Raw genomic sequence first — 13,650 nt, 5'->3', positions numbered from 1 at the left:
CTAAGTTTTTAGTATAAAAAGGCTTACAACTATGTGTTGTAAGCCTTTTTGCGTTTATAGCGGCTCGGGTTTTGCCTCATTGGTATGAGCTTCAAATAAGGCGACTTCGTCGGTAGGCTGGCTTACGCTATTTTTTTGTAGCGCAACATATAGATCGGAGTGAACATAAATGCCATTTTTACCCGATACCATTCCGGCAATTTCAAACCACGATAGAAGCTGGCGTTTTCTACCTGCTAGCTCAAGGCTAATGCCACGCTTTTTAAATATAACGTCTAAATCGGCAAGCATGGCCATAACGCTTAAATCTAAATGGGTAAAGCAAGGTACGGCATCAATAATAACGCATTGGGTATCGTCTTTTTGTTTTGCGTATTGCTCAAGTAATCTGCGTTTAAAGTAACTGGCATTAAAGTAAGTTAATGGCGAATTAAAGCGGTAAATAAATACCCCTTGCACGGCTTTTGCTTTATCGGTGGCATCTAAGCTTCTTACCACGCCTTTTATGTCTACGCCTAATATGTTGTCGGTAGGGCGCATTACGGTGCGAATAAATTGAAATAAACCCAGTAATACAGCAAGCGTAATACCCGGAATAACACCAATAAACAGCACTGCAAACAAGGTGGCTAAGGCAAGGTAAAACGCCTGCTTATCTTTAAACTTTAGTTGCCATACCGCTTTTAAATCTAACAAATGCACAGAGGCAATAATAAGTACCACGCCGAGTGCTGCACTAGGTATAAACTCGAGCGGGGCGGTTAAAAAAATAGCAATAATAGCAATAATAGTGGCGGCTATAATCGACACTAATTGCGTTTTACCGCCATTAGCGTCGTTAACCGCGGTGCGAGAGTCGGCGCCACTTACAGCAAAACCTTGCGACAACGCAGAGGCGAAGTTGGCAATACCTAGGGCTCTAAACTCTTTATCTGCATCTATGTCGTAGCCATTTTTTGCGGCAAAACTACGCGCTGTTAGCATCATACTTACAAAGCTCACTATGGCTAAGTTAAGTGCCGGCACAACTAGTTCACGAATAATACCAATATCAAATACAGGGGTGTTAAATACCGGCAGTCCGCCGGTTACTGTGCCTATGGTTTTAATATTAAATTGCTCTAAATTAAAAAACCACACTAATATTGCGCCCAAGGTAATGGCAAACATTGATGCGGGCCATGTAGGCTTTAGTCGTTTCATAACAAAGTAAATAACCACAGTAAATAAGGCCATTAATAAAGTGGGAATATGGGTTTGTGATAAATAAGTGGGCACCCCCCCTAAGCGTTCAAGTAGGTATCTTTCATCAAAGGTAAAACCAAATACTTTAGAAAACTGACCCACAATGATAGTTATGGCTACACCGTTTAATAAGCCCATTAAAATAGGCTTAGATAAAAAGTCTGCTAATACACCTAATTTAAATTTACTGGCTATAAAACACCAAAAACCAGTCATGGCGGTCATGGTTACAACTAGCTGCCAGTGCTTAAAACTGTCGCCTGCGGCAAGCGGGGTAACTACTGCAGCTATAACTGCACAGGTTGCTGCATCGGGGCCAACTATTAATTGTTTTGAGGTGCCAAAAAGTGCATATAGCATCATGGGTAGTATGCAGGAATACAGCCCAACTGCAGCATTAACACCAGTTAACTGTGCATAAGCAATAGCAACGGGTAGCGCCACGGCGGCAACCGATAATGCCGCTCTTAAATCATCAGCAAACCATTGTCGTTCATAATGAAGTAAAGTATTTAAACCCGGCATAAAATTATATAAACGCGACAGCACTACCTTTCCTTATTAATAGTAATTGCTCTTTGATATTAAGTTTTATATTAAGATAAGTATAGCTAGGGAGTGGGTTTTTTATGCAATATAAAGCTACTTTTATTTAGGCATAAAAAAGCCTGCATAAAAGCAGGCTTTAGCCTTCAGGGAAAATTAAAATTTAGCGCGAATGCCTAAGCTATAACGGCGATCCGCCTCAGTGTACTTCCAAGCACCGCCTAGTTCAGATAGGTAGATTGAAGGTTCACCGGTTAAGTTTGTTGCGTTACCTACTAGGGTAAAGTTTTCGTTAATGTCCCAACTTGCAGAAAAGTCTAACTGGCCTCTGTCATCACGGTAATTATTACCATAAACAGTACCGTCTTGTGAAATGCTGCCGTTAGAGTTAATGTTTTCTACGCGTTTTTCGTTTTCAGTACTTAAGAAACCGTCACGGTAGTTATAAGCAAGGCGAGTAGAGAAACCTTCGTGTTCCCAAAATACTTGTAAGTTATAAGTGTTTTTAGAAATGTCTAATAATGGGTTGCCGTTTGGCTGTTCGCTGTCTGCGTAAGTGTAGTTTGCATTAATACCCAAACCAGAAAACGCACCCGGAAGGCTTGTAAAAAACTGCTGGTAACCTACTTCAAAACCTTGAACAGAGCCGTTTTCACCGTTAATATTTTTAACGGTATCGATGCCGGTAAGCCCTGCATCTCTAAGGCCCGCAACGTGATTAAAACCATCAGCATCTACAGGATAGTTAGTTGCATCAGAGTAAACCATATTATCTTGAGATACGCCGGCAGTATCAAGCTGACATACTTGGTTCCACTGTGTTACGTTTTGCAGTGCAGCGGTAGTTGATGAGGCAACACACGTGCTTTCGTTGCTTAAAAATGACTTAACATCTTTATAAAATAGTGCAAAAGACAATACGTTACCTTCGTCAAAGTAATGCTCTACAGATAAGTCGTATTGGGTTGCGCGGTATGGTTCTAAATCAATAGCTCCTTGAGTTGCACCCGTTCGGTCGTTATTTACGTCAAATGCTGGGCTTAGCTCGCTAAAGTCGGCTCTGCGCATAACTTTTGCTGCAGCAAAGCGAAATAGTGTTTCGTCTGAATAGTTATATGTCACGTTTAAGCTAGGTAAAAAGTCGGTGTAATCATTTTCACCTGTCACTTTTACACCGTTTTGGTAAACACTTGACTCAAGATCTGTTGTTACATAACGAGCGCCCACAATGGCTGTAACGCTATCAAAATCTAAATAAGCCGATATATAAATTGCAGCGGTGTCTTCAACTACATTTTTGTATGCGCTTTCTTGAAACTCTTGATTGTCGTGTAAGCTCCCAGTAGACGCTAAATTAGTGCCTGCTAATAGTTGTTGTAATTGAGCATACGTATTACTTGGGTTAGATAAGCCATTATAAGTAAGGAATGTTAATAGATCGTTTTGACCAGAGTGACCCAGTTGATTAAAAGAGTTATCGTGGCTCATAGTTGTAAAGCTGCCAGGGAACAGCGCGTTATAATCATCGGCCCATAAAGTTGCTAATGACCCATCTGAGTCGTTAATAGCGTTTTTATAAATATCTTTAATTTCTACTTTGTATTGTTCATATTCGTAATCGCGTTTAGTAGCGCGAACACCTGCTTTTACTTTAGAGATCCAGTTTGCACTGCTTAACGGCTCAAACATTTCAATATCAAAACGAACCGCTGTTTCATCATTATTGGTTTTTCTATCTTCGCTTTTGAATGTTCTTAATGCTAAGTTTTGTGGATTAGTAAATGCAGTTGGATCTGAGTGTATAATGCTTGGTAAGCGATTACCGTCTTGTGAAAATGCGCCATCATATAAATGGTTTACTAAATCAACACCGCCACTGGCTTCAAACGTCGATTTTTCGATTGGACGCAATGTAAATTCTGAGTCTGCTCTTATGCTTTCAGAGGATGCAACAGCAACTTCACCAGAAATTTTGATGCTATCGGTAAGACTCCATTCTGCACCAAGTGCATTTGAAAACGAGTCAGTATCACGAAAATCACTGTATGTTTTAGGAATACCAAATTCGTTAGTTAACGTATAGTTATTTACGCCGTTAGCGTCTTGTGTGGTGTTTGCATCTGTTGATAGTGAACCTGCTACACCTAAAATAGAGTTACCAGCTTGCTCACCAGAGCGCTTAGTACCACTTAAATCAAGGTATACCATGCCATTACCCGAGTGTGGTGCCCACTGGAGTGACAAATTTACAGCAGTACGTTCACGTTTTTCTACATATTGCTCAATACTGTGCTCATCTCTGACGATGGCGTTACCGCTTGGTGTGTTTCCTTCTTGAGCGTTAATTACTATGTCTTGAGGTTTTACGCGGCTAGACGTTTCGTCTTGGCGAATTTCGCGATCTTGATATGAAAACATAGCAATAGCACCAAACGTGCCTATTTCATCAAAATCCCAATTATTACCAACAGATCCACTGAAAATAGGCGCTACGTTTTCGGTTTTATCTGCATATTCTGCATCTAATGACATGGCCGCTGTTAGTTTATCTAATTCTAATGGGCGAACCGTTCTTAAACTAACCGTACCACCAAGTGCGCCTTCAATCATATCGGCAGTTGGCGACTTAACAACTTCTACTGTTTTTAAGAAACTTGATGGAAAATCTTGAAGGCTAATGCCATCACGAGAATCGCCAATAGTAGAGCGACCATTTAATTCAACCCGGTTTTGCGGTAAACCACGAATCGAAACACTATCACCCACACCAAAGTCAGAATTAATAGATACACCAGTAATACGTTGCAGGGCTTCGGCAATATTATTGTCTGGTAATTTACCAATGTCTTCAGCAACAACAGCATCAACAATACGACCGTCAGTACGTTTAAGCATTGCAGCTGCTTTCATACTGTTAAGAATTCCTTTTACTTCAATAACCTCTATGTTTTTATCTGCTGTGGCTGAGGTGTTTTCAGACTCTTGTGCAGCTAAAGTAGATGATGTCATTAAAATAAGTGCGGCCGCGCTAATAAGTGCAGGATTACTTTTATGTTGTTTATTGATTAGTGAGGAAGTAATTCGATTAAGCTTCATGTATCTCTCCCGTTTGGGTAATTGTGTGTTGATGATGCGCTTTGGTTTACCAATTTTTCAGCGTTTTACTTTTTTTGGTAATGCGTAAAGTGTGGTTAAAATTAGTCCAATTAAGTTTTAATTTCAAGCTTTGTTTACCAGTAGTGTGAATTTGGTATTACAATTTTGGTTTCTTTTTATTTAATATTTAACAAATTTAACAAGTTATGTTTTTAATTTATTTTGTAATCGCAGTTAAAAAGTTTAATTTAATGTTGGTATATAGGTTTGTTATTGCTATTTATTAATTATGATTTTTAAAAGCAAGGTGAGTTTAACCTTACTTATTTGGGAAGATTGGGGTTTTAACCTATAAAAAAATTCATTGTTTTAGATAAGAAAGTGCTGATAAGTACCAAGGCGATAAAAAGAAATTAACTTACTGAGGAGGTATGAGGCGTTTATTTAAAATAAGAAATGTAAATTACTTACTGGTAATGGCTTTGTAGTTTTTATTTTAAGTTTAAAATTGGTTTGGTTAACCAATTTAATTGCTGATATAAATAAAATATCGACTGGTAATAATAATATAAAATTTAAATGCAGATGTACGAGGGGTTAATTGGGTGAGGTTCTTTTTTATGCATTTGCTGAGCGTGACATTATTTAATGGCTACTTGGGGGTAAACTTTTTAAGAGCAAAATGCAGATACTTTGCTATGTATGATGTGTAATTATTTTAGTAGGTTATTATTTTAGTAAGTTATTAGCACTTAAAAAGCCCGCATTATTAATAATGCGGGCTTTTCTTAATTTTAAATTATTAACTAACAATAAATATTTAGCTATGTATGCCAGTTATAATAGTGCACCTACTTTTGTAGTTCACCTGTTGATGATTCAAGGTGGGCACGAATAAACCATTGAAATTGCTCTAGCTCAGCTAGTTGGCTGGTGATCATATCCTCAGAAACCGGATCAAGATCAGCAAGCGTATCTATGGCTTTACGATGATCGCTATTAATACCGCTATATACATTATCGAGTGCACTTAAATGCTCGGTAACGAGGGCTTTACCAATTGAGTACTCGTCCCATGTACGGCGATCAACAATTGATTTTGGCGTACCAACAGGTACTCCACCTAGCGTTGCGATGCGCTCAGCAATGGTGTCTGTCATTTCGCGTACAACCGCAACTTGTGGGTCTAGCATTTCATGCACGCCAATAAAATTAGGGCCAACTACGTTCCAGTGAATATGTTTAAGGGTAAGTTGTAAGTCAATTAGCGCAACCATACGATTGTCGAGTGTAGAGATAGTTTTTTCTGCTGAATCGTTACTCATACCTGGAGCGGTAAATTTAGCTGTTTTGTTACTATTACTCATAATTTCTCCTACTTAATTATTTTGCCCATTAATTACTATATGAACATACTTTACTTTATTTAAAGCAATCACCATGCCGAGAAGGGATTTTAAATAAAGTTGTTTATATACAATCAGATAGGGTTTTCAATATGAGGGGAAGAATGATGTTAAATATTACATATTTGAAAACTATGCACTTTTTTGTAAATTATGCACAGTGTAATAAATATAATAGCTAAAGGGCTTAGCTATTATATTTAATGCTAAGCCCTAAAACTAAGCCCGCAAAGTATTGTTTATTAATTTGACGAGTTATTCAATCCGCAGTGCCATACAGTCACTATTGCCATTAATAATCATGCTTTTATCGACTCGCACACCCGCACCAGAATATTTTCCTGCTGTGGTAAAACTGCATATTTGTACAAAGTAATCGTCTACTTTTGGTAGCGCAAATAATTGCTGATATATTTGCTCTTGGGATGCAAAGTGTCCGGCGGTTTCCTCAATGGTTTGTTGTTGCTGATCGACTAGTTGAATATTTGCTCCGCAGCGGCCAACAATGGGTTTTACTATATAGCCGGTTTGTAATAATTCATCACTGAGCTCAAACGCGGTATTGAGCAAATATTTATGATTAGGAAATAAACTCCACAGCATCGGTAAGATTGCTTTATTACTGGGGATCAGTGTCCATAGTGGTTCAAAAACCATGACATTTTTACGCAATAATACATCAGCCAACCGCGGGGTTGCTCCTGCTTGCCATTGCGGCTCAAAATTATGATTTTGAGCTTGATCAGCCTCGCATTCTTCACGAATTTGCTCAAGTGCAGTTTCCCACGACCAGGTTTTCCATACATAATTAAGTTTATTGCCATCGGCATCAATAATATTGCCAAAGGCATCCCAAGACAGAGTATTTAAACCAATAATAATTTTGCACTCAAAACCTGCTGCCGCAATTGTTTCTTTCATAAATAAAGCGTGGTAATGCTCTTCTGGCTCGTCATCTTGAAGAATATGAACTAAACCTTTTACTTCACTTTTTCGCCATGCTTTTACTAAGTCTTTAAATAAGTCTTGGCCTGCATCAATACCCGTTTTAACCCCAAAGTGCCTTGCCCATTTACCCTGAACTTTACCGCTTTCCATATAACACGAAGCGGAGTCGCAGTTGTATTCATACACTTTTAAGCCTGCGGGGGTTAGTGCAAAGTCAAAGCGACTGGTGATCAATTGATTTAAGCGGTTATCCCACGATTGACGAATTTTATTGAGTACTACTTCAGGTAAATTAAACTTTTTTAATAGCTCAGGGTGCTGTAACACATAATCGGTGGCATGCATAAATAAGCCATGCAGCTCATTAGTGGCGTGCTCAATGACTTGTTGGGTTGTGTGTGAAATAGTAAAGTAGCTATGTTGATCCTCTGCATTGGAGGTAAGCTTGTGGCCTTGCATCATGTCTACATAGGCGGCTTCGTCATCATTAGCAATATTTAACCATGACTTTGCAGCTTGGCCTGTATCGGCAATGTAATTAGATTTGATTGTAAATAAATCGGTGTTTATTTCAGTGGTAGGTTCTGCGTGTTCAATTTGATCAGTTTGGGTCATCCAGCCTAAAATAGTTGCATCGTTATAAGAGCATTCAATCCAATAGTCGCCATCTTTGGTTATTTTAGCTTTAAGCTCGCGGCACCAATTTTGACCTTGTGGCCATGTTTGATGGCCAACATTTTGCTCAGCAAGACGAATTTTATCAGGGTGAACTTCTACTACAATGGCAACATGGCCGGTTTCTTCAAACTCACCACCTTCTTCCCAAATAAGTAAACTACCAACTTGAGGGTGATGCTTTGCGCCATTTTTAAATGCTTGTAAGGGAAGTCTATTTTGGCTGTTAACTTCACGTACTGAGCGTAGCTCAAAAATATCGTAAGCCATGGCTATGTCATCAAAAATATAACCATGATTGAGATACATCCAGCGCCTAGCAAATTCAACGCACTGCCATTTATAACCCATATAAATGCCATCTAAATAACTGCGATAGGCACTGCGGTTAGGGTAAATGCTTTCGTCGGCAGAGTCATAGTCAGACGAGTAAACAGCAACATTACCAGGTGCGTAACCTAATAGTTCACCAAAATCACGAGCTGGAGTGCTAGTTTTCATAACAAGTTTGTTCAAAATAAAGGCCTATAATCTGCTGACTATAGGAGCGAAGTAGCTTGATAGCAAGATAAAATGCTATGCCCTTATTTAGGTTTTTATTTGCGACAGATAAAGACAGTATTAATTGAGTTTAACAGCGAGATATTTAATTACATCATCACTAACTTGCGGTAAAAAATAAATGTCATCATATTTAAAGTACTGCACCGAGCTAATAGTTACGGGCTTTGCTGCCGTTGGTAGCGAGTCGTAAAACAGCCCAAGCTTATAATTGTTGCTGTTATTTACTTTGATTGCTCGGTTAACCTGTATTTTAGGCGTATCTACTACTGTGTAGCCGTTATTTTCGGCAATATAATATACATTTTGATAGGTATAATAAGTGTTATTGCGATGCCTTAAACGTGAGTGGTATCTAGGCAGTGATCTAATATGTAAACCTCTTGGTGGCATTACCTCTCGATAGCCTCTGCTGTGTTTACGATAGTAAGTGCCATTATGGGTATTAAATACTGCACCATTAAAACGTACCGATACACTATTACTAGGAATATGACGTATCACTTTACCTGGTTTATGGTGTTTGTTATGTACATTTTGCGGATTTGCAAAGGCGTTACTTGAGAGCATAGTAAGTGTTAAAAACACTGCTAACAAAACAGTTAAGTTAATAGTGTTTAGCTTTATAGGTGTTAGTTTCACAGTTATTTGTTTCATAGTAATGTCTCGCTTATGTTTTTTATACATAACCGATATTAGAGCCTGAAACTGAATAGCAACTGATAGCGGCTGTAATTACACAAAGCTTTACATATGTTTACATAACTAAAATGCTTGTTGGTAGGGTTTGAGCATGCTAAATGAACAGGAAAGTGGTTGATTATGGGCTGTTTTGCGGGTTTTATATATAACTGTAGCGCAGTATAAAAAGCCCAGCAAAGCTGGGCTTAATTATTAATTAGTCTTGCTGTGGCGTTTTCATTATTTTACTGGTGATCACACCTGAAGTAATAGAGCCTGACACATTAAGCGCAGTACGTGCCATATCAATTAATGGTTCTATTGATATAAGTAACGCAACAATTTCTATGGGTAATCCCATTGTTGGTAATACCACTAGCGCAGCAAAAGTTGCGCCGCCGCCTACACCGGCAATGCCAAAAGAGCTAATCACTACAATACCTATTAAGGGTAGAATAAACTCAAAAGTCATCGGGTCTATTCCCACACTAGGTGCAACCATCATTGCTAGCATTGCAGGGTAAATACCTGCACAGCCATTTTGTCCAATCGTAGCACCAAAAGAGGCTGATAAATTAGCAATAGCTGGGGGAACTTTAAGTTGGTTTACTTGTGTATCTATGTTCATTGGAATTGATGCCGCTGAACTGCGCGAACTAAAAGCAAAGGTCATTACTGGCCAAATCTTAGTAAAATAATGTTTTGGACTAACCCCAACTAGGCTTAACAGTATGCCGTGCACAACAAACATTAATAAAATAGCGACATAAGAGGCGATAATAAACGCCAATAAATTAAGAATGTCGTTACCACTTGAGTTTGCGACTACATTCGCCATTAATCCTGCAACACCGTAAGGCGTTAAAGCTATAACCATTTTAACTAAGCTCATTACAGTGGCTTGTAAAGCGTTTACACCAGTACGAATAGGCGCTGTAAGTTCGCTGCGCTCTAGCATTACTTTACGTGCTGCAATGCCTATTAACACGCCAAAAATAACGACGGCAATAATAGAGGTTGAACGTGTATTACTTAAATCGGCAAATGGGTTTTCTGGAATAAAGCTAAGCAACATTTGTGGCACATTTAAGTTAGCAACATTAGCCGCTTTACTCTCTAAAGTAGTCATTTGTGCCGCTTCACGAGTGCCGGCCACTAATCCTTCTACGCTTAAGTTAAAGCCATAAGTAACCGCAATACCAACCAATGCAGCAAGGGCTGTGGTAACCAGTAAAATAGAAATACTTACAAATGAAATCTTACCTAAAGAGCCTTGGTTTTCAAGTTTGACTACCGCGGCAATCATAAACACTAATACCAAAGGCATAATGACCATTTTTAATAGCCCAACATAGCCTTTACCAACGACGGCAACCCAACTTAAAACATGGTTAATAACTTGGGGTTGTTCGGCAAATAAAAACTGTAAAGCCAAACCAAAAGCACTGCCCAGTACTAGGCCAAATAAAACGGTGCGTGATAACGTTTTACTTTTTTGCGAAAAAAGATAAATCGCGAATAACAGACCAACAAACAATGCCAGCATTAATAGTACAGCAAGCGACATAATATCCTCTTCATTAGCTGTGATTTAGCGGCGCACTTTAACGCTTTAAACTTATTTAAGAAAATACACTTTCGCTATGACTTAGAAGAAATTGTTATGTATTGCTAATATTTGGTTATAAGGGATAGCAAGCGTTTGTAAATATCTTCAAAGATGTATGGCTAAATGTTATATTACCAAAAGAGTAATCGCTGTAATTGCAGCAAACTAAACAAGTTTGTCAGGATATATGATGCCTAATATTTATATTATTTACCGTGCTATGTTTGATCATAACGGCACTATGCATACCATTGGTGGCATTGAAAACTATATCTTAAGTTTGTGCGATGTTTTTACTCGCCAAGGTTGGCCATGTCATATAGTACAACCGGCTAAAAAAGCGTTTACCTTAACTACTCCCCAGTACACTATTCATAGCGTTACTACCGGTTTATATCGCGGTAACTTAAAAAAAATCGCCCTTGCAAACTGGGTCAGTGAAAATGCAGACAAAAATAACGATATTATTATTTTTGCTACCGACTCTTATTCAGTAAAAATGCCTGATTATAAAACGCTAGCGATTCAGCATGGTATATCTTGGGATAAACCTCGCGCAGCAAAATCAGCCATATCACAATATTGCTCCTCGCTATTAAGTCAGTACAAATATTTATCCTATATAAAATCAGATTGCAGTTTGGTGTGTGTAGATCATAACTTTGTTAACTGGTATCGCACTTGGTTTAATATTGAGCAGCAACATATGAAGGTTATTTATAACTTTTATAGTGAAAAAATTAGCGAAAGTGAATTTGCCAAAAAATGGTCAGATGATAACGCAACACTAAATATTATTATTGCTCGTCGTTTTGTTGATTACCGTGGTATTAAATTAATAGCACCTATTATTAAGCAGCTTTTACCGCAATATAATATTCAAGTAAGCTTTGCCGGAGATGGGCCATTAAAACCATATTTAACAGAACTATTTGCTAATGAAGTAAAAGTGAAATTAATGCAGTACGGACCAAATGAAAGCTTTAGCGTACATAAACGCCAACACATTGCCATTATTCCAACACTAGGTTCAGAAGGTACTTCGTTATCTATGATAGAGGCAATGGCCGCAGGTTGTATGGTTATAAGTAGTAACGTTGGAGGCTTATCTAATCTTATAATTAATGGTTTTAATGGTCGATTAGTGATGCCTAATACTGCCGAGTTTACCCAAGCGCTAACAACTAGCTTGAATGACTATCAGCAAAGTAAAACGTTGGCATATAACGGGTTAACATCAATAGCGAAAGTGTGCTCTAAAGAAAATTGGGCGCAAGATTGGATTGATATGATCAAACATAAACAAGGCTAATATGCAGTGCATTTGGCATTAATTGCACCGTTATTTATGAAAGCACTTAACTAAATGTTAGGTGCTTTTTTGTTTGTACGTAAATTAGTTATTTTAAGTGGTATTAATCTAAAATAGGTTTGCTATGAATACGTGAACTTTTAAACAGGGCTTTATTGCCTGTATCGGCTTCGGCCCAAAAGTTGATATTAAATTGCGCGTCGTCGCTTAGCTCTACTTTATGCCAGTATTGTGGCGGGCTGGTAGCAAATTGCCCCGCGTTAATTACAATAGTTTGCTCAGGCTCTGTGGCGGCTTCATTTGCAAATCCGTAAAAGGTAACAGTGCCTTGCATAACGCAAATTTGGCCAAACACACCCTCGGCTGTGTTGTGGTGAGTAAGTAACGCTTTTGGAATGTTATCTTTAGTAAAAAAGTGAGTGGAGCGTTTTATTTTCCAGTGACTTGGTATAGTTAAGTGACTCATAACAATTCCTTTTTTGTATTAGTGAAACAAATATAAAAGTTTAAATCATTTCAGCATCAATATGGCGCATTAAATTAGTTACCCAATTAATATACTGACGATGTATTTTACTACCGTTGTAATTAAGGTTAGTCGAATCTTGGTAATTGATAGAATAGGCTGTTTTGTCATAATTAATATTAACGATTAATTGATGAGTACGAATATTAAGAATTCCCTTTATTTTACCTTCACTAACAGGAGCACACTGCCAACCTAGTTGAATGCAGGCTTTTAAAATACCTGTTTCAACATCTGCTGTGTTATTAATTATTTTAGATGTTTGTGGAATAAGGTTTTGTTCAAAGTTTTTAATTGGCACTGAAGTTGAACAACCCGCGAGTGCGAATAACGCAGTGGCTATAAAAAGTGTTGTTTGTTTTTTCATGTTAGTCCTTTTGTTTAAATATGCAGCGTATCAGTAAATATTATTAAGTGGTAGATACTAGCAAAATTTACTAATAATTTTGCAAATAAGTGCCACTAATATTGATAAATAAATACGTGTTTATTTTATATTGTTTGCCACTTTAGACTAACCTTTGTAAGGAGAGCATATAACGAGGAGCACAACATGGCGGTATCAGCTATTCCAAAAGGGTATCATTCAATAACCCCTTATTTAATTATAAACGGTGCGCAACAAGCAATTGATTTTTATTGTGCCGCTTTTGATGCGCAGCTAGTTATGCAAATGCCTATGCCTGAAGGCGGCATTGCTCATGCAGAAATTAAAATTGGTAATTCACATATTATGATCTCAGATATGTGCCCAGATGTTCATTTTAAAAGCCCTACAGAGCTAGGCGGTACACCCGTAAGCATAATGTTGTATGTTGATGATGTAGATACGGTATTTGCAAAAACCATTGCGTTAGGAGCGAAAGAAATACGCCCCGTTCATGATCAGTTTTATGGTGATAGAGCAGGTACGCTGCAAGATCCTTTTGGCCACGTATGGACCATTGGCACTCATAAAGAAGACATTAATGAGCAAGAGCTCAGAAAAAGAATGGTAGATCTTATGAGTAAAGATCAAGATGCTTAGCTTTATAAAATAAAGGTA

At 38.0% G+C, this 13,650-nt stretch carries 10 protein-coding genes; 2 read left to right on the top strand and 8 right to left on the bottom strand.

The features are described from left to right. Positions 1-54 precede the first annotated feature (54 nt). From RB215_RS11970 to RB215_RS11945, 6 genes are all read right to left on the bottom strand, one after another. On the bottom strand, positions 55-1,794 hold the full coding sequence (locus RB215_RS11970; protein ID WP_011329107.1) for a SulP family inorganic anion transporter: 1,740 nt from the start codon (positions 1,792-1,794) through the stop codon (positions 55-57). Positions 1,795-1,947: 153 nt separating this feature from the next. Beyond that, positions 1,948-4,887 carry a TonB-dependent receptor gene (locus RB215_RS11965; protein ID WP_309216478.1) on the bottom strand — a complete coding sequence of 980 codons (2,940 nt, stop codon included), beginning with the start codon at positions 4,885-4,887 and terminating at the stop codon, positions 1,948-1,950. A gap of 851 nt (positions 4,888-5,738) precedes the next feature. Continuing rightward, positions 5,739-6,254 (bottom strand): DNA starvation/stationary phase protection protein Dps, encoded by a 516-nt coding sequence (gene dps, locus RB215_RS11960; RefSeq protein WP_011329105.1) that lies wholly within the window; start codon positions 6,252-6,254, stop codon positions 5,739-5,741. A 294-nt stretch (positions 6,255-6,548) separates the two neighbouring features. Then, positions 6,549-8,417 (bottom strand): bifunctional glutathionylspermidine amidase/synthase, encoded by a 1,869-nt coding sequence (gss, locus tag RB215_RS11955; protein ID WP_309217166.1) that lies wholly within the window; start codon positions 8,415-8,417, stop codon positions 6,549-6,551. A 120-nt stretch (positions 8,418-8,537) separates the two neighbouring features. Beyond that, complete coding sequence (locus RB215_RS11950; protein WP_011329103.1) at positions 8,538-9,134, bottom strand: DUF6515 family protein; 597 nt, start codon at positions 9,132-9,134, stop codon at positions 8,538-8,540. Between the two features lie 241 nt (positions 9,135-9,375). Beyond that, positions 9,376-10,725, bottom strand: coding sequence for an L-cystine transporter (locus tag RB215_RS11945; protein ID WP_089368713.1), 1,350 nt, complete (start codon positions 10,723-10,725; stop codon positions 9,376-9,378). Between the two features lie 229 nt (positions 10,726-10,954). On the opposite strand from RB215_RS11945, the gene RB215_RS11940 reads away from it, so the two are divergent. Then, positions 10,955-12,079 carry a glycosyltransferase family 4 protein gene (locus tag RB215_RS11940; protein ID WP_226898012.1) on the top strand — a complete coding sequence of 375 codons (1,125 nt, stop codon included), beginning with the start codon at positions 10,955-10,957 and terminating at the stop codon, positions 12,077-12,079. 103 nt (positions 12,080-12,182) lie between these two features. On the opposite strand, the gene RB215_RS11935 is transcribed toward RB215_RS11940, so the two are convergent. Together RB215_RS11935 and RB215_RS11930 are read right to left on the bottom strand one after the other, a co-directional pair. Then, a complete protein-coding gene (locus RB215_RS11935; protein ID WP_089368711.1) occupies positions 12,183-12,545 on the bottom strand; it encodes a DUF1971 domain-containing protein in 363 nt (120 codons plus the stop codon). A gap of 40 nt (positions 12,546-12,585) precedes the next feature. Further along, positions 12,586-12,972 (bottom strand): lipoprotein, encoded by a 387-nt coding sequence (locus RB215_RS11930; protein WP_011329099.1) that lies wholly within the window; start codon positions 12,970-12,972, stop codon positions 12,586-12,588. A 186-nt stretch (positions 12,973-13,158) separates the two neighbouring features. Between RB215_RS11930 and RB215_RS11925 the strand changes: the two genes are divergently transcribed. After that, on the top strand, positions 13,159-13,632 hold the full coding sequence (locus tag RB215_RS11925) for a VOC family protein (RefSeq protein WP_011329098.1): 474 nt from the start codon (positions 13,159-13,161) through the stop codon (positions 13,630-13,632). The last annotated feature ends 18 nt before the right edge of the window (positions 13,633-13,650 follow it).

Source organism: Pseudoalteromonas sp. HL-AS2, assembly GCF_031198805.1.
GTDB lineage: Bacteria > Pseudomonadota > Gammaproteobacteria > Enterobacterales > Alteromonadaceae > Pseudoalteromonas > Pseudoalteromonas nigrifaciens.
Note: the sequence above shows the minus strand (reverse complement) of the source record. Positions and strands in the feature narration are given on the sequence as shown.